Raw genomic sequence first — 21,375 nt, forward strand, 5'->3', positions numbered from 1 at the left:
AAGGAGAGTGTCTGCGCCTACCAGACCAGGCCGCGAGCCGCCACGTCCTCGACGCGCGTCACCACGCCGCCGCGGTGGAACACCATCTGATCGAACAGATTGGAAACCACGCAGGTGTGATTGGGAATGATGCGGATCTTGTCTCCGATCTGCGGGCGTGCGCCCGTGCAGTTCGACAGATCAATCACGCCATGCTCTTCCGAGAGGCCCTTGATGATGGCTTCCGGGTACTCCACCACCTGGCCGAAATCCGCAAAGCCGAGGAGATCGGAGGTAAGGGCCTTCGAACCGGCATCGATGACGGCGCGGTCTTCGGTCGGTCGCGAGACGACGGTGGCGAGGATGTGCATCGCGCAATCCTCCTCGCGGCAATGGCCGGCGCGCACCATGGATCTGTCATTATAGATATAGGTTCCGGCACGGTGTTCGGTGGCGGCCGTGACGAGATGGGCTTCGAACAGGCTCGGTGTGCCGCCGTTGCTGACGATCGGGCACTCGATGCCCTGGTTTTTCAGCAGCGCGACGGATTCGGCCAGAAAGGCCTGTGTCGCTGCAGCATTGTTCGGCTTCGGATAGCTCATCAAGCCGCCGAAGACGAGGCCTGGCTTACCGGCAATATGCTTGCCGAGCGCGGCTGCCTGTTCCGGCGTCTGCACGCCGCATCGGGCACCGCCGGTGTCGCACTCCACCAGCACGGTGAGCGGCTTGCGTTCGGCAAACCAGGCGGAAAGCCCATCGACGGTGACGGTGCTGTCGGCCACAACCTTCAAGCCGGAAATGCGATCGTTCAAGGCCGAGAGGCGAACAAGCTTTTCAGCACCGAGGATGTTGAAGGTGATCAGGATGTCTTCGAAGCCCGCGTCGGCGAAGGCTTCGGCCTCGGTGATCTTCTGGCAGTTGATCCCCTTGGCGCCGGCGGCGACCTGGGCGCGCGCGAGCGCCGGAATCTTGTGCGTCTTGATGTGCGGCCGAAAGTTCAGGCCGTGTGCATCCATATAGGATTGCACGCGGGCGATGTTCCCAGCCAGCCGGTCTTCGTCAATGATCGGGCGAGGCGTCGAGAGCCCTTCGATGCGGTCGCCGGTCTTGGGGCTGATTTCCGAGGCGATATCATGTGCCATATCAGGCGTCTTTCCGTTCTGCCGCATGCGGATCGGCCACCATCGGCCAGATGTCTTTCCGCGCACGGCGATAGGGGGTACGGGCTGGATTGTTTGGATAGGGCGTTCCGGCCGAGCAGTAAAGGATCTCCGAGGCGATCTTGGAGAAGGATGCGTAGAAGTGATTGGTCGATTTGATGACCAGGATCTTCTTAGTCGTGGGGTCGATGCCCATGACCGAGAAAAGGCTCGGGTCGAAGCTTTGCGCGCGCGTCGAATTCAGGATGATGTCGATACCATCGAGCTGAATATGTGCAGCGTCGCCGAAGGGCGCAAAGCTCTCGCCGAAACGCATCTCGGCATTGGTGACGAGGCGCACGATCTTGACGTGGCCGTCGATGGGGTTGCCGGTGCCCGGCGCCGATTTCGCGCCGAAGCGCAGCGGAATTTCAGCACCTTCGCCGGCTGCCATACAGATCTGCACGGCCATCGGATCCCAGATCGTGCCGATCGCCGTGTCGGTGGCGCCGCGGTCGAGCAGTTCCTGAAGGACGACGGTGGCGTCTCCCGCCGTGCCGCCGCCCGGATTGTCCCAGAGGTCGGCAACGACGACCGGGCCTGATGTCGCGGCCATGGCCTGGCTGACGGCCTGCTTCTCGTCGATCTGCGGCATGATGAACGTGCCGCGCTTGGAGAAGAGTTCCAGCCCGAGATCGCGGGCGATCGCAGATCCCTTATCCGGCTTATTATCGGTGACGACAAGCAGCTTGGTGCCCATCTCCGGCACATCGCCGGCCATGAAGCCGTGAATGACAGATATCGACAGGATATCGGCATCGCTCTTTTCCATCGCCATGATCTTGTCGACGAAGGAGCGCATCGGCTCGCGCGATGTCGGAAAGACGTCGATCATACGGCAATCGAACACCGACGTCACCGGATTGACGCGGCCTTCGAGCGCATCGATGGCGATGCGCCAGAGATCCTCGGCGCGATCGACGAAATCCGTGTGCGGGAATTCCTTGAAATAGACGAAGAAGTTCGCAGCGGCGAGGCGCTTCTCTGTCAGATGGCTGTGCGGATCGAGTTCGGCGCAAACGAGGATATCCGGCCCGACGATCTCGCGGACACGCGACAGGAAATCGCCCTCGGTGTCTTCGTAACCATCGGCGACCATGGCGCCGTGCAACCCGAGCACGACGGCATCGACGGGCATTGCCGCCCGCAACTGGCCGAGGATTTCGTCCCTGAGCTCTTCATAGGTCAGGCGATTCACCAGTCCGGCCGGATCCGCCCAAGTGGCGGTGCCTTCGATCACTTCCCAGCCCTTTTGCACAGCGATCCGCCGTCCCACAGTGATCGGGGCGGAGCAGAGCGTCGGCGTTTCCGGGTGCATGCCCGGCGGCGCATAAAGAGACGCCTCGAACGCGCGTCGGTCGATGCAGATGGGGGAGAAGGTGTTCGTCTCGGTCGCTAGGGCCGCGGTGAAAATGCGCAATGATGTCGCCTCTATTCCATGGGATTCGGCAGATAGCCGGTAAAGCCGCTGATCTTCCAGCGTCCCTCATGCAGGCGGCAATAATAGAGCGTCTGCCATTTCAGCACGTCGATGCTGCCATCCGACTTCTTCAGGCTGCCGTTGAACTTCTTGCGCACCAGCGCCATATCGCCTTCGATCTCGATATCCTCGAGCGTCGTCGTGGTGAAAATGGCCGTGCGTGGATCTTCGGCGAAGGATTGCGTGGCGAAGTCGCGCGCCTGGCGCAGCCACTCGTCGCGATAGGCCGTCAGGGTCGGGAAGGCGAGCCGCCATTTGTCGGGGCTGACTTCACGCCGGCCGTCGATGCCGATGAAGCCCTCTTCGACGAAATCGCCTGCAACGCTCGACCAGTCTGCGGCGAGGAAGGCATCGATATCACGCGTTACGAGCATCTCCCAGATCGCGTGCCTGGCGGCATCGCTGGCAGGGAAGGGATTCTTGAAGGGATCACGCATTGTATCCGCCGTCATTTAAATTCTTTTCATAATTTCCGATTTTCACTGGTCAAATTCTGCTTTCTATGGTCATTTGTCAACGTATCAAGAAAATAATTTGCAGGAATCATATGATGTTTGTCACATGCATGGTTCCCGTCAGATAGGCGCGAAAGGCAAACCGCGCCCCTCGCACACTCGTAAGTAGGCATTGGTGACGAAGTGCGAGATTGAGATGGTTTGCGTCGCCTATTAAATATCGGACGTTTAGAACCCAGCGACAGAATAAAGGGGGAGCTGATGGATATCTTCACGACCATGCAGGATGAAAGAGGCCGGCTTTCGCAATCGGAAATCCGCATCGCCGACATCGTCCTCAACGACTTCGAATTCGCCGTCAACGCCTCCATCATCGAGCTGGCCGGCAAGGCGGACGTCTCTCCGCCGACTGTGACGCGGTTCTGCCGCCGTCTCGGCTGTGAAAGCTTCTCCGATTTCAAGGTGCAGCTGGCCCGCACCGCCTATGTCGGCATGCGCTACCTCAAGCCCGAGCCGAAGAGCATAGCGCCCGCCGACGTCGCGCAGGACATTATTACCAAGGCGCAGAATGCGCTCTTTCTGCTGCATCGCGGGCTGGACGTGGCTGCCATCGAGCAGGCGGCAAACCGGCTTGCCGACGCGGAGATGATCTACGCCTTCGGCTCCGGCGGCAATTCGTCGATGATCGCCAGCGAGATACAGAACCGCCTGTTCCGGCTCGGCCTGCGCATTACCTCGAGTTCCGACCACAGCATGCAGCTGATGATGGCCGCTGCTGCCAAGCCGGCGGATGTGTTGATCGGCTCTTCCTTTTCCGGTCGCAATGCCGAGCTGGTGCGCGCCTTCACGCTGGCGCGCGAGGCCAAGGTGCCGACCATCGCACTGACGCAGAGCGGAAGCCCCGTGGCGCATGTCGCCGATATCACCGTGCCGATCGATCTGCCGGAAGGCGACAATATCTATAGGCCGACATCGACGCGCATCGCCTATTTGGCCGTGCTCGACATCCTCGCCAGCCTCGTCGCCTATCGCCTTCGTCCGCAAGCCACGGTGATATTGCGCCGTATCAAGCAGCAACTCGTCACCCATCGCGACGGCGACGACCGTCAGCTTCTTGGGGACTAGAGCAATTCCAGCAAAAGTGCGCAGCGGTTTTGCGTCCGGAATTGCACAGAGAATAACAATAGACAGCGGCGGACGCCCGCCGCTCGGGAACTTAGTCAGAGGAAAGCCATATGAGTAAATCCGTTGCCATCGTTACCGGGGCCGCAGGCGATATCGGTCGCGCCATCGCTAAACGCCTGGCCGATGATCACGATGTCATCCTGCTTGTCGATATCGACGAAGCTGCCGCGCAGAAGGCGGCGCAGACGCTAGGCCCCGCAGAGCGTTTCGTCGCGTTCAAGGCGGATATAACAAGTGAGATCGACACGGCCGAAATGGCGAAAGCCGCGTCAGGACTGGGCACGCTCAGGACATTGGTCAACAATGCCGGAGCGGCCCGCGCGGTCAGCTTGCACGACACGACGCCGGAGATATGGCGGGCCGACAATGCCCTCAACCTAGAAGCCGCTTTCCTCTGCTTCCGCGCCGTCGAGGACATGCTGAAGGCGTCGAAGGGATCGGTCATCAACATCGCCTCCGTCAACGGCATGGCAGTTTTCGGTCATCCCGCTTACAGCGCCGCCAAGGCCGGGCTGCTGCATTTCACCCGGTTGGTGGCAGTGGAGTACGGCAAGTTCGGCATCCGCTCGAATGCCGTTGCACCGGGCACAGTGCGCACCCAGGCCTGGGAGGTGCGTGCCGCCGCAAATCCGAATGTTTTCGAGGAGGCCAAGCGCTGGTATGCGCTGCGTCGCGTCGTCGATCCCGTCGATGTCGCCAATGCGGTGTCGTTTCTCGCAAGTCCGCTCGCCTCGGCCATTACGGGCGTCTGCCTGCCGGTCGATTGCGGCTTGACGGCAGGGCAGGCGGAACTCGCCCACACCTTCACACAGTCCGATCATTATTGATGCTCGTTGCCAAAGGGGAATTTAGATGCAGCCGGCCTCCTATCATCTCGAAAACACCTGGTCTCCGGAGGGAGGAAAGCATGGTCGCCTGACCCTGACGCTTTTCAATTTCTCGGATGCGCCTCTTTCGAATTTCCGCCTTGCCTACACGACGCTGACGCGCTTCATCGATCCGAAGATCTGTGAGAATGCCGTCTTCGTGCGCCGCAACGCCAATTTTCATGAGTTCGCGCCGCCGGCCGGCCTGTCCATAGCTCCCGGCGAGAGCTGGACATTCACGGTTTCCAGCCTCCACCGCGTCGCGAAGCATTGCACCGATGGCGCCAAGTCCGCTTATGTCACACTGGAAGACGGAAACCATATCACGGTGTTTACGTCGGATCTCCTGCTCGAGGGCCGCACCAGCGAGCCGCCGCCGGTGCTGCTGCCGGAAGGCAGGCTGGAACTTCCCTTCGCCATTCAGCCCTGGCCTGCATCCATCGATGTCAAGCCGGGCGAAGGCTTTCCGGTTGCGCTCTATCCGGCAAAGGGGACCGACGCTGCAAGCGTGAAGGCGCTTGCCACGGCACAGGCACTGTTCCGCCGGCTGTTTCCTTCCAATCATATTCCCTTCAGCCTGATTGCCGCGCCGCAGGGCAGGGTGCTGCGCTTCGTCGAACGGCCGGCCCTTGCCGTCGAGGCCTATGAGCTGACCTTCGGCGCGGATGAAATCACGCTGGCCTTCTCGGCCGCTTCAGGCCGCCTCTATGGCCTGACGACGCTGTCGCAGCTACTCGATGGCGCTCGTCGCGAACCCGGCAAGTTCCGCTTCCCGGTTTCGGGGTCGATCTCCGATCATCCGCGTTACGGCTGGCGCGGCTGCCATCTCGATGTCTCCAGGCAATTCACGCCCAAGGCCGACGTGCTGCGCCTGCTCGACATTCTCGCCTGGCTGAAGCTCAACATCTTCCATTGGCACCTGACGGATGATGAGGCGTGGCGGCTGGAGATCCGTGCCTATCCGCAGCTGACGTCAACCGGCGTTCTGCGCGGGCCGGACGAGCCTTTGCTGCCGCAGCTCGGCAATGGCGCCGAACCCGTCGGCGGCTTCTACTCGCAGGATGACGCCCGCGAGATCGTCGCTCATGCTTCCGCACTCGGCATCGAGGTCGTGCCGGAGATCGATATCCCCGGCCACAGCACTGCGACCCTCGTTGCGCTGCCTGAACTGACGGACGGGCAGGAAGCGCCTGATAGCTATCATTCCGTCCAGGGCTATCCGAACAATGCTCTGAACCCGGCCATCGAGCCGACCTACGAATTTCTCGCCAAGGTCTTCGACGAAATGGTCGAACTCTTCCCCTCGCAATATCTCCACATCGGCGGGGATGAGGTCGCCAACGGTTCCTGGCTCGCTTCGCCGCTGGCGCGCCAGCTCATGGAGAAGGAAGGCATATCGGGCACATTCGCCCTGCAATCCTATTTCCTGAAGCGGATCAAGGCGATGCTCAACGAGCGCGGCCGCAAGCTTGCCGGCTGGAACGAAGTCGCCCATGGCGGCGGCGTCGATCCGGAGAGCACGCTGCTGATGGCCTGGGAAAAGCCGGAGGTCGGCATCGAGCTGGCGCGCGAAGGCTACGAGGTCGTCATGACGCCGGGCCAGGCCTATTATCTCGACATGGTGCAGGCCGATGCCTGGCAGGAGCCGGGCGCGAGCTGGGCCGGCACCGTGCCGCCCGCTCATACCTATGCCTATGAGGCGGAAGGCGATTTCCCGGAAGAGTTGAAGCATCTGATGAAGGGCGTGCAGGCCTGCATCTGGCAGGAGAACTTCACCTCGCGCGATTATTTCAACCGCCTGGTCTTCCCGCGCCTGCCGGCCATTGCCGAGGCTGCCTGGACACCGAGGGCACAGAAGGACTGGCTGCGCTTTGCCGCCATCGTCCTGCTGAGCCCGAAGCTCTAGCTCTGCCCGCAATCACGCGATGCCCGGCAGCGGCATAGCTGATAGGACGCCGCGCTGTCATATTCTGGATTGCCTGCAGGCCGCCGAGAGAAGTCTTGGCGGCCTTTTCATACCTGCGATGAGGAGCCGGAAAGCTATGCGGACGATGCCAAGCGCCCGCCGCCTAGATCGCATCGGAAAAAATCCCGATGGAGCGTCTTCGCCCCAGGAACATCCACCCTTGCGCGACGTTATCGAAGCGTCGTCCGAGGCAAGGAGTGAGACTCAACGGATTATCATGTGACCATGGCCGCGTACGCCGGCACCGGTTCATTTTTGATCGCAGCGCTGATGGCGCTCCATGGGTGAGGGAGGTTCAACATGGACAATAGTGATTGGAGAAGCCCCGTCATAGTCGAGCTTGGTGGGATCGGCCGTTTTGCGATCATTACCAACGCGCTCGATGCGGCAAACTGCATGAGCGAGAAATGGCCCGCTGAAGGTGGACCGGTGGCGGACGAGGCCGTCTTGGTGTGCCTGGATGCCGTCCTCGGCAAAGTCTCTGCCGAAGAGTCGAGAGAGGCTTTTCTTGAAGCGGCGCGCGAGGCCGGGCTCTACGTCAAGCCGGATGCGGAGAGCATCCACTAGACCTACCTGACATCAGGGACTGAATGAACGCCCTGGGCCACGGGAGGCAACGCGATCGGTCAGATCAACCAGAAAATCACGCCGAAGACCACGATGAACGCGAGGATGGAACCCATCATCCTCGCCAGCCCCTGGTTGACGTTGCCGTCGCCAACAATCAGATCGTACCAGTCGCTCTTGTGGTGCATCGAAAATCCCTCAAGGTTTCCCCTATTAGGTCGCGGTTTTCTCCACAGTCAACGATTTAAAGATGATCCAAAATCTGAGTTCTCACCGTGACGTGTGCGCAGATCCGCGACCTCCATGAGGTGGCGCGCTGCCTCATCGGGCGCCGAGAGATGGCCGCCATGGGGAGGATTCCGCGGGCCGCTGCAGGGTATCCGCTCAAGGTATCGGCAAGTGGAAATTCTTGTCGTCTTCGCCCATTTCAAGACAAGTCCCATCGTACACATTCGGTGAACCGAATGTGTTCCAAAGGAACTCGTTAGTCTTGAAATAATTGAGAAATCTACGTTTCTCAAAAATGGAATGGTGCCCAGAAGAGGACTCGAACCTCCACACCCTTTCGGGTACCAGCACCTGAAGCTGGCGCGTCTACCAATTCCGCCATCTGGGCGACGGACACGCATGTAAGGGGGTGGCCGTCCGGTGTCAACAGGGTTTTTGAAGTTTTCGTGTCAATCGTGAAAAAAGCGGTTGAAGCCCGGGTTAGACCTGGGCTGCAGCCCATGCCCTGATCAGGCCAAGTCCCTGTTCCAGCAAGGCCTTTGCCTCGCTTTCGCTTCCTGCTTCCACGTAGCAGCGCATTTCCGGCGCATTGCCGGAGGGACGGAAATGGATGATTCGGTTATCCACAAGCGTGACCCGCAGCCCGTCTATGTCGCTCTTCGATGCCACCCCGGCCACAGGGGCAAGAAAGTCCGCAAGATTGGCATCGGAGGCGCGCAGGTGAGCCATCAGCGCTGTGCTGGTTTCGACCGGGAAGTTCTCCAGGCGGTCGGCGGCGGCAAAGGGCAGGCGGTAGCTGTCGGCAACAGCTGAAAGCGGCGTCTTCGCCCTCGCGGCTGCATAGAGCGTCGCCAGAACCGGCAGGAAGCTGTCGCGCGTCGGCAGCGGATCGAAAGGCTTGCCCGCGACGGTGAAGCGGCTCGTCGTCAGCGTGCCGCCATTGGCTTCGAAGCCCATGACATTGGTCTTGCCCGCGGCCACGGCCTCGTCCATGCCGGCGATCACGTAGGGCGAGCCGACGCGAGTGCGGGTAACGCTATAGGAGCCAACTGCCTCGATGCCGGAATTGGAGGTGACCGGTGTCACCACCACGTCGGCGCCGAGGAAGTTTGCGGCGATGAGGCCGAGCAGATCGCCGCGCAGCGGCTCGCCGGTTTCATCCGCCACCAGCGGCCGGTCGCCATCGCCGTCGGCCGAAACGATCGCGTCCAGCCCGTGCTCCGGTGCCCAGCCTTTCATGAGGCGGATCGTCTCGGGAGAGACTGCTTCGGTATCGACCGGAATGAAGTTCTCGGAGCGGCCAAGCGGTACGACACGGGCGCCGTAATGAGCAAGCACCTGGCCGAAGAGATCGCGCGCCACGGTGCTATGCTGGTAGACGCCGATGGTGAGGCTGGCGAGGCTGCCGGCAGGCAGCAGACCCTTGTTGCGCTCCAGGAACAGCGCCTCGGTCTCGGCCGTCCGATTTTCGGCGTGGTCAGGCGTTTCGTCGAGAAGAGTATCGACCATCGCATTTGCTTCGGCGCTGATCGCCAGTTCGTCCTGCTTGTCGATCTCACCATCCGGCCGGTAGAACTTGATGCCGTTGCGGTCGGCGGGAATATGCGAACCGGTGATCATCAGCGAGGCCGCTTTCTGTTGCAGCCCGTAGAGCGCCAGCGCCGGCGTCGGCAGTGTGCCACAGTCGATCGGCGTCAGGCCCGCCCGCTTCAGCGCGCCGATGCAGGTCGCCGAGATCGCTGGGCTCGATTCGCGGAAATCGCGGCCGACAAGGACGAGATCGCCGGGTTTAGCGTGGCCGCTCTTCAGCAGATGGTGGGCGAACGCCGTCGCATAGAGAGCGGATGCCCGCCCGGTGAGGTCGACCGACAGGCCACGGAGGCCGCTGGTACCGAATTTCAAGCTGCTCACAGGCAATCTCCCCGAAATGATTGCGCTGTTATGGCGCAAGCGCTGGGTGGGATCAACTCGTCGTGGGTCGCCGCTTTCACACTGGTTTTGCCACCATATGACCCCAAATAAGGATGGAGGCGCCACAGCGGCAACATTGGTTCGTGACGTACGGCACAGGAGCTTGTCATGGCTGTTTTTCACAGGATCGGGCTTGGTTGCGCTCTTGGGTTTGCCCTGCTGGGGCAAGCGGGTCTTGCCGTCGCGGCTTCAGATCCTCCGAGGATCGTCATTTCGCCGCCCAGTACCAATTCCGTCATCTGCGATTCTCGCGGCTGTTTCGGTTTCGGCGAGCGGCAATTCTACACCCGGCCCGGCCAACCGCTTCCCATCACGCCGCCCTATAATGGAGGCGTGAACAATTACGACAGCCCGCGCATTGTGATCCAGCCGCGCGAAACCTACACGCCGCCGCGGGAGGTCTATCCTTCGCCAGCCCAGCAGCGCACGCGGCATGAGATGTGGTGTGCCGAGCGCTACCGGACGTACAATGCGGGCACCAACCTCTATTCCACGATCAATCACGGCTTCAAGGAATGCCACTCGCCTTTCGACTGACGACCGTGGCGGGTGGAAGGACCGGCTCAGCTTTCCAGCGATGCGCGATCGGTATGGCCGAGATTACGTTCCGGGTCGATGATGTCTCGCACGCGTTGCTTCAGCTCCTTCGGTCCGGGGAAGCCGCCGTCGCGCTTGCGCTCCCACAGCAGCTCGCCGTCGATGCGGATTTCGAAGACGCCGCCGGTTCCGGGTATCAGCGCCACTTCGCCGAGACTGTCGGTAAAGGTCTGCAGCAGCTCCTGCGCCATCCAGCCGGAGCGCAACAGCCAGTTGCATTGAGTGCAGTAGAGAATGGTGATCCGGGGCTTGTCGCTCATTGCATGATCCTCGTTGTTTGCTGACATTTATGCTCAACTTTATCCGCCTGCAAGCCGGAGCAATTGCCGGAAAAGTGCTGAGCGGTTTTCCGTCCGGAATTGCGTAAAGCGAACCGCTCTGACCCCTTGCCTGTCGTCTCTCCGCATGCTCATCTCCGATTGGACTGTCAGTTGGGGATTATCGGAATGCGCGTCGCCATCATCGAGAATATGAAGAACACACCGCTCGGCGCTCTCGGTATCGCGCTCGAAGAGGCTGGAGCGCAGATCGAATGGTTCCGCCCCTGGAGCGGCGAAGCGCTGCCCAAGGATACGAAGTCCTACGATGCGCTTGTCGTGCTCGGCGGCGAGCAGAGTGCGCGCGATGATGACACCCACCCTTATCTGCCTGAGCTGGTGCGGCTCATGCGCCGTTTCGAGAGCGAGGACAAGGCCGTGCTCGGCATCTGTCTCGGCAGCCAGATCCTGGCGCGCGCCTACGAAGGGGAGAACCTCCTTGGCGCCGCCCACGAATTCGGCTGGAAGTCGATCGGCCTGACTGACGAAGGCAGGGCGGATCCGTTGCTGGCCGATGTCGGCGACGAATTCACCATCTTCCAATGGCATTCCGATACGTTTTCCTTGCCGCCGGGCGCTACCCGCCTCGCGGCCAACGGCGTGACGCGGAACCAGGCCTTTCGCATCGGTCGCGCCACCTATGGCACGCAGTTCCATTTTGAGGCCAATGCCGCCGTGGTCGACCGCTGGCGCGGCGAGTTCAAGGAAACGATCGAGCGCAAGGAGCCGGGCTGGCTGGAGAAATATCCCGAGCTCGTGACCCGGCACGCAGCCGCGGCGGAAACGGCCGGCCTTGCCATCGCACGGGCCTGGGTAAAGACAATAAGGACACAGGCGGAGCTTCCTCAGGCGGCAGAGGCTTGAGAAACGCATAAGCTTCTAAACAGGCAAAAGCTGGCGGAGCTTGATGGCGAGATGCTGCGCGTCGCTGGTCTTAGGGCATTTCCAGGAAAAGTGCGCAGCGGTTTTCCGTCCGGAATGCGTAAAAAAGCAAGAAGATAGAGCGTTTCCGCGATTCAAAGAAAAGCGGAAACGCTTTAGAACATGAGAGGAGATGAGATTATGGGCACGCTGGAATTACCCTGCGAAGGCAGCTGCCGCTGCGGGCAAGTGCGGCTGAAGATCAACGCCAAGCCGTTGCTGACCATGGCTTGCCACTGCACCGGCTGCCAGCGCATGACGAGCGGCCCCTATTCGCTGAGCGTCGCAATTCCCTCGGAGGGTTTCGAGGTGACGGAGGGCGAGCCGGTTATCGGCGGCCTGCATGGGGACGCCATCCATCACTATTTCTGCCCGCATTGCATGAGCTGGCTCTTCACGCGGCTGGAGGGTGTCGACTGGTTTGTCAATGTCCGCGCCACCATGCTCGACGATATCAGCTGGTTCACGCCCTTCATGGAGACCTGGACGAGCGAAAAGCTGCCATGGGTCACGATACCCGCCAAGCACAGCTATACCGCGCTGCCGGCCATGGACGAATATGAGGGCTTGATCAAAGAGTATATGGCCGGGAATTAAGGTCAGAAGCCCTGGAAAAGAAAGTCGGTCGCGGCGGTAATCCGATCGCCGTGCGCACCGAGATCGGTGATCAATTCCCCGATTTCGATGAGTGGGATTGCCGCCATCAATTGGGTTGCCATAATGTATAGCTTGCCGTTGATCGTAAATTGCGGATTGAGTCTTGCCATTGGCTTCGACACATCCTCTGCGAGAAGCAGCGGCGCCATCATTCGTGTGCTGAGTCTCTCCAACAAGTCGGACTGAAGATCCAGTGCGAGAATTTGGCTCTGCTTAAGACCATAGACATGGAACCTTGCCATTAGAACTGCCGATATTTTCCAAACGGCAAGCCATGTTTTTCAACATAGGCATTGGCTTGTTCGATGGCTTCAGTATTTTCCAGAAGCCATAGGCGCTCGCGTTCAGCCTTGATGGCGCGCGCTATGCCATCTTCGGCGGCACGCGAGATGTTAATTTTCAAGTCGCGTGCGTCTGAAACGAGCCTCTCGTCGAGAGACAAATTTGCGGCTTTTCTTGTCGATTGAGTCATGAGGTGTTTCTCAAATTATGCGCAAACTATATGCGCATAATTCGTTATTGAGAAGCGCCTCACTCATCCCCCATCTTCAGCGCGGCGATAAACGCTTCCTGCGGGATTTCGACCTTGCCGAACTGCCGCATGCGCTTCTTGCCCTCCTTCTGCTTGTCGAGCAGCTTGCGCTTGCGGGTGGCGTCGCCGCCGTAGCACTTGGCGGTCACATCCTTGCGCAGCGCCTTCACCGTCTCGCGGGCGATGATGCGCCCGCCGATCGCGGCCTGGATCGGGATCTGGAACATGTGCTGCGGGATCAGGTCCTTCAGCTTCTCGCACATCACGCGGCCGCGCTTTTCGGCGGCCGAGCGGTGCACCAGCATGGAGAGCGCATCCACCGGCTCGGCATTGACGAGGATCGACATCTTGACGAGATCGCTCTCGCGATAGTCGGTCAGGCTGTAGTCGAAGGAGGCATAGCCCTTGGAGATCGACTTCAGGCGGTCGTAGAAGTCGAAGACGACTTCGTTGAGCGGCAGGTCGTAGGTGATCATGGCGCGGTTGCCGACATAGGTCAGCTCGGTCTGGATGCCGCGGCGGTCCTGGCAGAGCTTCAGGATCGAGCCGAGATAATCGTCCGGGGTCAGGATCGTCGCCTTGATCCACGGCTCGCGGAATTCGGAAATCTTCACGACGTCGGGCATGTCGGCCGGGTTGTGCAGCTCGATCTCGGTGCCGTCTGTCATGGTGAGCTGATAGACGACGGAGGGAGCCGTCGCGATCAGGTCGAGATTGAATTCGCGTTCCAGGCGCTCCTGGATGATTTCCAGGTGCAGCAGGCCGAGGAAGCCGCAGCGGAAGCCGAAGCCGAGGGCGGCCGAGGATTCCATTTCGAAGGAGAAGCTGGCGTCGTTGAGGCGCAGCTTGCCCATGGCCGAGCGCAGATCCTCGAATTCGGCGGCATCGACCGGGAAGAGGCCGCAGAACACCACAGGCTGGGCAGGCTTGAAGCCCGGCAGGGCTGAGGCGGTCGGGCGCTTGTCCTCGGTGATGGTATCGCCGACGCGGGTGTCGGCCACTTCCTTGATCGAGGCGGTGATGAAGCCGATCTCACCGGGGCCGAGGCTCTCGACTGTCAGCATCTTCGGCGTGAGCACACCGACGCGCTCGACCTGGTATTTTACGTCAGTGCCCATCATGCGGATGGTCTGACCCTTGGTCATGACGCCGTCGATGATGCGCACGAGAACCATGACGCCGAGATAGGTGTCGTACCAGCTGTCGACCAGCAGCGCCTTCAATGGCGCCTTTTCGCCGCCGGGGCTCTTCGGCGCCGGCAGCTTGTGGACGATAGCCTCGAGAACGTCGGGGATGCCAAGACCGGTTTTGGCGGAGATCAGCACGGCCTCGGAGGCATCGATGCCGATGACTTCCTCGATCTGGGCCTTGATGCGGTCCGGTTCGGCCGCAGGCAGGTCGATCTTGTTGAGGACGGTGACGAGCTCGTGATTGTTGTCGATCGCCTGATAGACGTTGGCGAGCGTCTGCGCTTCCACGCCCTGCGAAGCATCGACCACCAGCAACGATCCCTCGCAGGCCGACAGCGAGCGCGAGACTTCATAGGCGAAGTCGACGTGGCCGGGCGTGTCGATCAGGTTGAGGATGTAGGTCTCGCCATTGTTGGCCTTGTAGTGCAGGCGCACCGTCTGGGCCTTGATGGTGATGCCGCGCTCGCGCTCGATCTCCATATTGTCCAACACCTGCTCCGACATCTCGCGTTCGGCAAGACCGCCCGTCGTCTGGATAAGACGATCGGCCAGTGTCGATTTGCCGTGGTCGATATGGGCCACGATCGAGAAGTTGCGGATATGGGAAAGCGGAGTGGTGGAATTGGTGCTCATGCGCGCCATATAGCAGCGCCGCCTCGCGCCGCAAAGCGGAAAAGCGGGGTTTTGGCGGCTATCTTCACGTTGCGTTAGCCTTTTCCGGCCGGCGGCGATGAACATCGAATGGCTCTTGATTCCGTTATAAGAACATGTATTTCTCTTATAGTAGAATTTTGAGATGCGAGACATAGATAATGGCGGATGATGATCTGGAACTGGCGATCGGCGCGCGTATCAAAGAGCTGCGGATCGCCCGCGGCCTGACGCTGGATGAACTCGCCAATGCCTCGGCCGTCAGCCGCGCCATGATCTCACGCATCGAGCGGGCAGAGGCGAGCCCGACGGCCTCGCTGCTGTCGCGGCTCTGCGCGGCGCTCGGCCTTTCGCTTTCGGCCTTCTTTGCCGAGGAGGATGAGGAGGTGTCGCCGCTTGCCCGCCGCGATCAGCAGGCGATCTGGCGCGACCCGGGAACCGGCTATGTCAGACGCGCCGTCTCGCCGCCGGGAACGGGCTCGAAGGTCGACGTTGTCGAGGTCATCTTCCCCGCCGGCGCGCGCGTGATCTTCCCGCCGAATACGGCAAGTCTCGGCATGACCCAGCATGTCTGGCTGTTCGAGGGCGAGATGGAGGTAACGCACCGCGACGTCGCCCATCGCCTCTTGCCCGGCGACTGTCTCTTCATGGGCGTCGGCGACGGCCACGCCTTTCATAATCCGGGCGAGGGGCCGGCGCGCTACAGCGTCATCCTCGATCGCGGCCGTTCATAAAACCCAAGGATCTTTTCATGCCTGATATTCGTCTTCTTTCCGCTGCCGAGGCTCGCGCCGTCCTGCCGGATCTCTGCGACGTGCTTGCCGATTGCGTCAATGGCGGCGCATCCGTCGGCTTCATGCAGCCTTACGGATTGGCTGATGCGATGCCCTATTGGCAAGGCGTTGCTGATAGCGTCGAAAGCGGCGCGACGTTGCTTTTCGTCGCGTCGATCGAGGGCAGGTTCGTCGGAACGGTGCAGATCGGCGCAGCGCAGATGCCGAACCAGCCCCATCGCGGCGATCTGAAGAAGCTGCTGGTGCACAGGTCCGCACGGGGCAAGGGTCTGGCCCGTCTTTTGATGGAGGCGGCGGAGCGCGAAGCTGCCCGCATCGGCAAGACCTTGCTGGTGCTGGATACGGCGACCGGCAGCGATGCGGAGGCGATCTATCCGCGCCTCGGCTGGCTACGCGCCGGCATCATCCCGGATTATGCCATGTGGCCTGAGGGCGGTCTTTGCGACACGACGTTGTTCTATAAGCGCATCGTGGCCTGAAACGGACGGATCAGGCTGAGAAGGCAGCAATGGCGTCCCGCAATATCGAGCCTGCTGTCCATTGCATCGCCTTCCAGCCGAATTGCCGTGCAGCCGCGATATTCGCCTCAACGTCATCGATGAAGCCGATCTCGCTCGTGGCCAGCCCCACGCGTTCGGTCGCAAGCCGGAAGAATTCGGCTGCGGGCTTCTGATGACCGAGGGCGGCGGAATAGAAAATGCCGTCGAAACGAGAGGAAAGCCCGAGTTCGTTCATGAGATAGGTGGCTCGCATGTGCTCCTGGTTGGTCGCAAGGAACATCTTCGTTCCCTGAGCGCGCAGCGCGGAGAGGTCTTCAAGCAGACCGTGGTCGAGGCGGGAGTCGTTTTCGAACCAGTAGTCGATCAGCGTTTTCGCATGAAGCTGTGGCGCAATCCTGCCAAGAACCTCCGCAAGCCTTGGTTCGAGCGCGTCGCGACCGGTAACGATATCCAGCCAATAGGGCTTGAAGAACGTTTCCTGAAGCACATCCAGTTTCAGCCCGAGATCACGCTCGAGATAGGTGAAAAGCGGGAGCCCGTCGCTCGGCTGGCCATGGATCAGGACGCCGTCGACATCGACCATCAGGATTTTCACGGCAGGTGCTCCCAATTCCTCAAATGCAGGCGGAAGGTGTCGTCGTTCGCAATGGCTTGCAAGACCGCATCCCGCTCTTTTTTCTCCTGCGCGATGCATGTAAGCCTTTGCGTCAGCAAGATAACGAAGTCTGCAAGGGAGGAGGCGACGATGCGGGTCATTTACTCGGAAGATCACAAGCTTAGGGATGCTAAGACCGAGCTGCATGATGGCCAGCTCGTCACGCCCTTCGAAGCGCCATTCCGCGCCGAATGGATCCTCGCCGCTGTCAAGGAGGCCGGCTTTACTGATGTCGTTGCGCCCGAAGCCTATGGATTGGAGACGGCGCGCAAGGTGCATGATCCGGCCTATCTCGATTTTCTGGGCGTGGTCTGGGAGCGCTGGGTCGCCGCAGGCTACAAGGGCGAGGCGATCTCCAATTCATTTCCGGTGCGGCGCACCAGCCAACGCGTGCCGGAGAACATTGTCGGCATGATCGGCCATTATGCCAATGCCGCCGATACCTCGATCACCAAGGGATCTTATGAGGCGGCGCTTGCTTCCATGCGCTGCGCCCTGACCGGCGCCGATTGGCTCCATGCCGGCAATCGCTTCGCCTTCGCGCTCTGCCGCCCGCCCGGCCATCATGCCGGCTTCGATCTCTTCGGCGGCTATTGCTTCATTAACAACGCCGGCGTTGCGGCGCAGCGGCTGCGCGACCATGGCGCGGCCAAGGTTGCCGTGCTCGATGTCGATTTCCATCACGGCAACGGCACGCAGGACATATTCTATAGACGGGGCGATGTCTTCACCGCCTCGCTGCATGGCGATCCGATCCATGCCTTTCCCTATTTCCTCGGCCATGCCGACGAGGAAGGCGAGGGCGATGGCCTGGGTGCCAACCGCAATTACCCCATGCCGCGCGGCACGCCATGGGATGTATGGGCGGCGGCGCTGGACGATGCGCTGGCCCGCATCAAGGCGTTCGGCGCAGAGGCGATCGTGCTCTCGCTCGGCGTCGATACGTTCGAGCGCGATCCGATCTCCTTCTTCACATTGACCTCGCAGGATTTCATCCGCATGGGCGAGCGCATCGCGGCCGCAGGCCTGCCCGTCCTCGTCTGCATGGAGGGCGGCTATGGTGTGCCCGAGATCGGCCTCAACGTCGCCAATGTGCTGAGAGGCCTCGAAGCTTGAGCAGCTCTTGCATCAAAGCACCTTATCGCAGGATGAAAAGTTTGAATTTGTCACTGTAAGGCCAGGCCTCTAAAACCCTCGCCCAATAGGAGAGGTCATGGATCAGAAGCTTATCGAGAGTGGCACGGATGGCGGCGCGGTGCTGATGCCGCATCCGGATGTTGCACCATCGACCAGTGGCATTGCCGCCGGCGTGCTCATGTGCGTCATGTCGATGTCCTGCATCCAGTTCGGCTCGGCCTTGTCGGCTCCGATCATCAACACCTATGGACCGGCTGGCGCGACATGGCTGCGACTCGTCTTCGCCTCAGTCGCCCTTGCGATCATCGTCCGTCCGAAGATCATGAGCTACAGCCGCTCGCAATGGATCGGCGTGCTGGCGCTCGGCTCCATATCGGCGCTGATGACGACCTCCTTCTTTTCGGCGATTGCGCGCATTCCCTTGGGTCTTGCCGTCGCCATCGAATTTCTCGGGCCTCTGCTGGTCGCGACCCTCGGCTTCGGATTGAGTCGCCAACTTCTCTGGCCTGCCTTCGCCGCGATCGGCGTTCTGCTGTTGGCCTATGACGGCGAGGCGTGGGTCGGCAATCTGCCGGGCATCCTCTTTGCCATCGGTGCCGGGGCGGGCTGGGCCTGCTACATCCTGCTGACGAAGAAGGTCGGCAACGCCTTCCGGGGTCTCGAAGGCCTTTCCATGTCGCTGCTGGTCGCAGCGGTGGTTTCGACCCCTTTCGGCTTCGCTTCCGCCGTCCCGCATCTGACGGGTTTCGGCCTTCTCGAAATAGCTGGCCTGGCGCTGCTCGTTCCGCTGCTGCCCTATGTGCTGGAAATGGTGGCGCTGAGGCGCATGCCCACTTCGTCCTTCGGCATTCTCATGAGCCTGGAGCCCGCCATCGGCGCCTTTGCCGGCTTCGTCATCCTGTCGCAGCCGATGACGCCATCGCAGATGTTCGGCACGGCGCTCGTCGTTTCCGCCAGCATCGGGGCCACGATTTTCGCGACGAAAGGCCGAGTCTAGACGCATCGCGTTCTTCCTCGTTCTGACGTGGCAAACGCCGTGGCAGCTGCCACCCGCCCATTGCTGGCATTGGCATAACCGCATCACCCGATGTAGATTGCAGGATCGGCAGAGAGAGGACGATCGAGTGTCAGACACCTTTGATCGGATGATGACTGGCTAGCGAGGCCAAATGGTGTAGGAGCGCGGGTTTGCCAAGGGTGCTTTCGCCCCTGCCAGAAACAAGCCTCGTATGCACCGTATGGCAAGCCAGGCCAACGGCACGTAGCCCGCAAAGGTGATAAAACCCATAGAAGTCCTAAGGCTCGTTACCTCGGCGACATTTCTTGCCGGAGTTAAACGTAGCGCCACTGCGCCGATAATGAACAAAGCAAGTTCTATCGCCAGATAGGCTGCCGCACTTCGATACTGCATTTCATAATGGGACCTTTCCCAGTCGTCGCCGTCGTAACGCCTCTTCTTGGCAAAGAAAATAGCGACTATCTGGATCGGAAAGAAGAATAAGCCGAACAACATGATGGCGTAATTCGACGGGACACCGCCCGTTTTCTTGACCACTGCTTCAGTCATATGCGGGGAGCCTTTTTGGTTTTCAGTCGAGCAATGCAGTTCAGCGACAACTTCGAGAGTAGATATCGATATCCAATTTCGGCGAGTTTGTCCTCGCCAAGAGCCGACTGCTTTGAAGTGGCTCGTTCCATGATGTCCAGCTTTCCACGCGCCCTCCAATGACGCAAAGCTGCGGTGAATGCCCCGCCATTGTTGGTGGCATCTGCTGCCGAACTCAGTATGTCCGCGCGATATGCGTTAGACCGTCTTCCTCGCGGGATCATCCAATGCCGGATTATAGAAAAGCGAGAGCGTCAGGCTTTTGGCGATGCGTTCGGCCGTGGCCATAAACCAGGCCTTCGCCTGCTCGGAAGGTGCGATATCGGAAAGCGTCTGCGAGAAAAGCGCCAGCCATTCCGGAAAGAGGTCGGCCGCCATGCCTTCGACGCCGAGATGCGCCTGTACGGGTTTGCCGCCATAGGCGCCGTTCTTGAAGGCGACCGACGACCAGAAGCGCTTCATCTTTTCCATATGGTCGGGCCAGCGCCCGGTGAGGCGTCCGTCAAACACCGGGCCGAGCCGGGGATGCGCCTGCACGCGCCCATAGAAAGTGTCGACCAGCCGATCGATGAAGGCGGCATCGATGCCTATGCTCGCCATTTCCGCTTCAGCTTTCTCGCGAATGCCGGCGAGATGAGCCGCGCGGGCCTGTAGTTCATGTTCCATAGTGTTCTCCGGGCGCTCGGGCGAGAGATCGCTGCGGCCAGCTTCCGTTTCCCGATATCTAAGCAATTTGCCGGTATAGCCAAGACGTCATGGAGGTGTTGCGGCAATCTGTCAAAAGCCCCTTTCAATTTGCGGACGTCTTTCCCGATGCCCGCGAATTATCCAGCGCGATTTCTCTTTGTGATAGCGCTTCCGCGCTTGACCCGCGCGATGACCCCTTTTAAAATTAGAATAATTCTAAAATATGAGGTTGCCCCGATGTTGCTTGGCCTGTTCCGTCCGTCGAAACGTCCCTTTACCTCCCTCTCCGAGCAGGAGATTCTGGCAATTGCCATCGCGGCGGAGGAGGACGATTCGCGCATCTACCTCGCCTATGCCGATATCCTGCGCTCGAACTATCCCGAGTCCGCCAAGGTTTTCGAGGACATGGCCGAAGTCGAGGACACCCATCGCAAGACGCTGATCGACATGCATCAGCGCCGCTTCGGCGATCGTATCCCGCTGATCCGGCGCGAGCATGTGCGTGGCTTCTACGAGCGCAAGCCCGATTGGCTGCGCAAGAACCTCTCGCTCGACTCGATTCGCGAGGAGGCCGAGGCGATGGAGCAGCAGGCCTATCATTTCTATGTCGAAGCGGCCAAGCAGGTTTCCGATGCATCGACGCGCCAGCTTCTCGGCGATCTGGCGCTGGCCGAACAGGGCCACGAAGACATTGCCCGGCTGCTGGGAGACAAGCACACGCCGGAGACGGTCAAGCACGAGGAGGATGCGCAGGCGCGTCGTCAGTTCGTGCTGACCTATGTGCAGCCTGGCCTCGCCGGCCTGATGGATGGTTCCGTCTCCACTCTGGCGCCGATCTTCGCTGCTGCCTTCGCCACGCAGCAGACCTGGCAGACCTTTCTCGTGGGTCTCTCGGCGTCGGTCGGCGCCGGCATCTCGATGGGCTTCACCGAGGCGGCACATGACGACGGCAAGATTTCCGGTCGCGGCTCGCCGATCAAGCGCGGCCTTGCCTGCGGCATCATGACCGCGCTCGGCGGTCTCGGCCATGCGCTGCCTTATCTCATCCCGCATTTCTGGACGGCGACGATCACGGCAGCCGTCGTCGTCTTCTTCGAGCTTTGGGCGATCGCCTTCATCCAGAACAAATATATGGAGACGCCGTTCCTGCGCGCTGCCTTCCAGGTCGTTCTCGGCGGTTCGCTGGTGCTTGGCGCCGGCATTCTGATCGGCAACGTCTGATGCCCGGCTGCGGC

The 21,375-nt window shown here is 60.7% G+C and carries 25 protein-coding genes and 1 tRNA gene; 12 read left to right on the forward strand and 14 right to left on the reverse strand.

All coding sequences use genetic code 11. The annotated features are described in order from the left end of the window. Window positions 1-17: 17 nt before the first annotated feature. The 3 genes from QD409_RS04965 to QD409_RS04975 are packed head-to-tail and all read right to left on the reverse strand — an operon-like array spanning window position 18 to window position 3,095. On the reverse strand, window positions 18-1,121 hold the full coding sequence (locus tag QD409_RS04965; RefSeq protein ID WP_430761997.1) for a D-TA family PLP-dependent enzyme: 1,104 nt from the start codon (window positions 1,119-1,121) through the stop codon (window positions 18-20). A gap of 1 nt (window position 1,122) precedes the next feature. Further along, window positions 1,123-2,598 carry a M81 family metallopeptidase gene (locus QD409_RS04970; protein ID WP_430761998.1) on the reverse strand — a complete coding sequence of 492 codons (1,476 nt, stop codon included), beginning with the start codon at window positions 2,596-2,598 and terminating at the stop codon, window positions 1,123-1,125. A gap of 11 nt (window positions 2,599-2,609) precedes the next feature. Next, on the reverse strand, window positions 2,610-3,095 hold the full coding sequence (locus QD409_RS04975; RefSeq protein WP_092843694.1) for a hypothetical protein: 486 nt from the start codon (window positions 3,093-3,095) through the stop codon (window positions 2,610-2,612). A gap of 279 nt (window positions 3,096-3,374) precedes the next feature. Between QD409_RS04975 and QD409_RS04980 the strand changes: the two genes are divergently transcribed. From QD409_RS04980 to QD409_RS04995, 4 genes are all read left to right on the forward strand, one after another. After that, window positions 3,375-4,238 (forward strand): MurR/RpiR family transcriptional regulator, encoded by an 864-nt coding sequence (locus QD409_RS04980; protein ID WP_430761999.1) that lies wholly within the window; start codon window positions 3,375-3,377, stop codon window positions 4,236-4,238. A 110-nt stretch (window positions 4,239-4,348) separates the two neighbouring features. Then, window positions 4,349-5,125, forward strand: a complete 777-nt coding sequence (locus QD409_RS04985) for an SDR family oxidoreductase (protein ID WP_430762000.1) — start codon at window positions 4,349-4,351, stop codon at window positions 5,123-5,125. A 25-nt stretch (window positions 5,126-5,150) separates the two neighbouring features. Continuing rightward, window positions 5,151-7,070 carry a beta-N-acetylhexosaminidase gene (locus QD409_RS04990; protein ID WP_430762001.1) on the forward strand — a complete coding sequence of 640 codons (1,920 nt, stop codon included), beginning with the start codon at window positions 5,151-5,153 and terminating at the stop codon, window positions 7,068-7,070. 360 nt (window positions 7,071-7,430) lie between these two features. Beyond that, complete coding sequence (locus tag QD409_RS04995; RefSeq protein WP_430762002.1) at window positions 7,431-7,697, forward strand: DUF982 domain-containing protein; 267 nt, start codon at window positions 7,431-7,433, stop codon at window positions 7,695-7,697. A gap of 59 nt (window positions 7,698-7,756) precedes the next feature. On the opposite strand, the gene QD409_RS05000 is transcribed toward QD409_RS04995, so the two are convergent. The 3 genes from QD409_RS05000 to QD409_RS05010 form a co-directional block, all read right to left on the reverse strand. After that, complete coding sequence (locus QD409_RS05000) at window positions 7,757-7,885, reverse strand: hypothetical protein (RefSeq protein WP_280949786.1); 129 nt, start codon at window positions 7,883-7,885, stop codon at window positions 7,757-7,759. Between the two features lie 341 nt (window positions 7,886-8,226). Next, window positions 8,227-8,313, reverse strand: a tRNA-Leu gene (locus QD409_RS05005). Between the two features lie 92 nt (window positions 8,314-8,405). Then, window positions 8,406-9,836 (reverse strand): phosphomannomutase, encoded by a 1,431-nt coding sequence (locus tag QD409_RS05010; RefSeq protein ID WP_430762003.1) that lies wholly within the window; start codon window positions 9,834-9,836, stop codon window positions 8,406-8,408. A gap of 168 nt (window positions 9,837-10,004) precedes the next feature. Between QD409_RS05010 and QD409_RS05015 the strand changes: the two genes are divergently transcribed. After that, complete coding sequence (locus QD409_RS05015; protein WP_430762004.1) at window positions 10,005-10,433, forward strand: BA14K family protein; 429 nt, start codon at window positions 10,005-10,007, stop codon at window positions 10,431-10,433. Between the two features lie 26 nt (window positions 10,434-10,459). On the opposite strand, the gene QD409_RS05020 is transcribed toward QD409_RS05015, so the two are convergent. Then, window positions 10,460-10,753: a SelT/SelW/SelH family protein gene (locus QD409_RS05020; protein WP_430762005.1), complete on the reverse strand. Its 294-nt coding sequence runs from the start codon at window positions 10,751-10,753 to the stop codon at window positions 10,460-10,462. Between the two features lie 186 nt (window positions 10,754-10,939). Between QD409_RS05020 and QD409_RS05025 the strand changes: the two genes are divergently transcribed. Both QD409_RS05025 and QD409_RS05030 read left to right on the forward strand, forming a co-directional pair. Then, a complete protein-coding gene (locus QD409_RS05025) occupies window positions 10,940-11,674 on the forward strand; it encodes a type 1 glutamine amidotransferase (protein ID WP_430762006.1) in 735 nt (244 codons plus the stop codon). A 198-nt stretch (window positions 11,675-11,872) separates the two neighbouring features. After that, on the forward strand, window positions 11,873-12,328 hold the full coding sequence (locus QD409_RS05030; RefSeq protein ID WP_430762007.1) for a GFA family protein: 456 nt from the start codon (window positions 11,873-11,875) through the stop codon (window positions 12,326-12,328). Between the two features lie 2 nt (window positions 12,329-12,330). On the opposite strand, the gene QD409_RS05035 is transcribed toward QD409_RS05030, so the two are convergent. The 3 genes from QD409_RS05035 to lepA are packed head-to-tail and all read right to left on the reverse strand — an operon-like array spanning window position 12,331 to window position 14,752. Continuing rightward, window positions 12,331-12,630 (reverse strand): CcdB family protein, encoded by a 300-nt coding sequence (locus QD409_RS05035; RefSeq protein WP_430762008.1) that lies wholly within the window; start codon window positions 12,628-12,630, stop codon window positions 12,331-12,333. Continuing rightward, on the reverse strand, window positions 12,630-12,860 hold the full coding sequence (locus QD409_RS05040; RefSeq protein WP_430762009.1) for a type II toxin-antitoxin system CcdA family antitoxin: 231 nt from the start codon (window positions 12,858-12,860) through the stop codon (window positions 12,630-12,632). The genes QD409_RS05035 and QD409_RS05040 overlap by 1 nt, the downstream gene beginning before the upstream one ends. Window positions 12,861-12,919: 59 nt before the next feature. Beyond that, window positions 12,920-14,752 carry a translation elongation factor 4 gene (gene lepA / locus QD409_RS05045; protein ID WP_430762010.1) on the reverse strand — a complete coding sequence of 611 codons (1,833 nt, stop codon included), beginning with the start codon at window positions 14,750-14,752 and terminating at the stop codon, window positions 12,920-12,922. A 170-nt stretch (window positions 14,753-14,922) separates the two neighbouring features. Between lepA and QD409_RS05050 the strand changes: the two genes are divergently transcribed. Next, window positions 14,923-15,495: a helix-turn-helix domain-containing protein gene (locus QD409_RS05050; protein ID WP_430762011.1), complete on the forward strand. Its 573-nt coding sequence runs from the start codon at window positions 14,923-14,925 to the stop codon at window positions 15,493-15,495. Window positions 15,496-15,512: 17 nt separating this feature from the next. Beyond that, entirely contained in the window at window positions 15,513-16,034 is a 522-nt protein-coding gene (locus QD409_RS05055) for a GNAT family N-acetyltransferase (protein WP_430762012.1), read from the forward strand. Window positions 16,035-16,044: 10 nt separating this feature from the next. Here the strand turns inward: QD409_RS05055 and QD409_RS05060 are convergent, their stop codons facing one another. Further along, window positions 16,045-16,650, reverse strand: coding sequence for an HAD-IA family hydrolase (locus QD409_RS05060; protein ID WP_430762013.1), 606 nt, complete (start codon window positions 16,648-16,650; stop codon window positions 16,045-16,047). After that, window positions 16,647-16,811 carry a hypothetical protein gene (locus tag QD409_RS05065; protein ID WP_430762014.1) on the reverse strand — a complete coding sequence of 55 codons (165 nt, stop codon included), beginning with the start codon at window positions 16,809-16,811 and terminating at the stop codon, window positions 16,647-16,649. The genes QD409_RS05060 and QD409_RS05065 overlap by 4 nt, the downstream gene beginning before the upstream one ends. Here QD409_RS05065 and QD409_RS05070 point away from each other — a divergent pair. Then, window positions 16,801-17,826: a histone deacetylase family protein gene (locus QD409_RS05070; protein ID WP_430762015.1), complete on the forward strand. Its 1,026-nt coding sequence runs from the start codon at window positions 16,801-16,803 to the stop codon at window positions 17,824-17,826. The two genes, QD409_RS05065 and QD409_RS05070, sit on opposite strands and share 11 nt — an antisense overlap. A 97-nt stretch (window positions 17,827-17,923) precedes the next feature. Next, window positions 17,924-18,844, forward strand: a complete 921-nt coding sequence (locus QD409_RS05075) for an EamA family transporter (RefSeq protein WP_430762016.1) — start codon at window positions 17,924-17,926, stop codon at window positions 18,842-18,844. Window positions 18,845-19,003: 159 nt separating this feature from the next. Here the strand turns inward: QD409_RS05075 and QD409_RS05080 are convergent, their stop codons facing one another. Both QD409_RS05080 and QD409_RS05085 read right to left on the reverse strand, forming a co-directional pair. Continuing rightward, complete coding sequence (locus QD409_RS05080; RefSeq protein ID WP_430762017.1) at window positions 19,004-19,414, reverse strand: hypothetical protein; 411 nt, start codon at window positions 19,412-19,414, stop codon at window positions 19,004-19,006. A 237-nt stretch (window positions 19,415-19,651) separates the two neighbouring features. Continuing rightward, on the reverse strand, window positions 19,652-20,119 hold the full coding sequence (locus tag QD409_RS05085; protein WP_430762018.1) for a group III truncated hemoglobin: 468 nt from the start codon (window positions 20,117-20,119) through the stop codon (window positions 19,652-19,654). Between the two features lie 258 nt (window positions 20,120-20,377). Between QD409_RS05085 and mbfA the strand changes: the two genes are divergently transcribed. Beyond that, the gene (gene mbfA / locus QD409_RS05090; protein ID WP_092843407.1) at window positions 20,378-21,361 is read left to right on the forward strand and encodes an iron exporter MbfA; all 984 of its coding nucleotides are present in this window, start codon (window positions 20,378-20,380) and stop codon (window positions 21,359-21,361) included. Window positions 21,362-21,375: the final 14 nt, after the last annotated feature.

Origin of the sequence: Rhizobium sp. BR 315, from assembly GCF_050577975.1 — a bacterium.
GTDB classification, from domain to species: domain Bacteria; phylum Pseudomonadota; class Alphaproteobacteria; order Rhizobiales; family Rhizobiaceae; genus Rhizobium; species Rhizobium miluonense.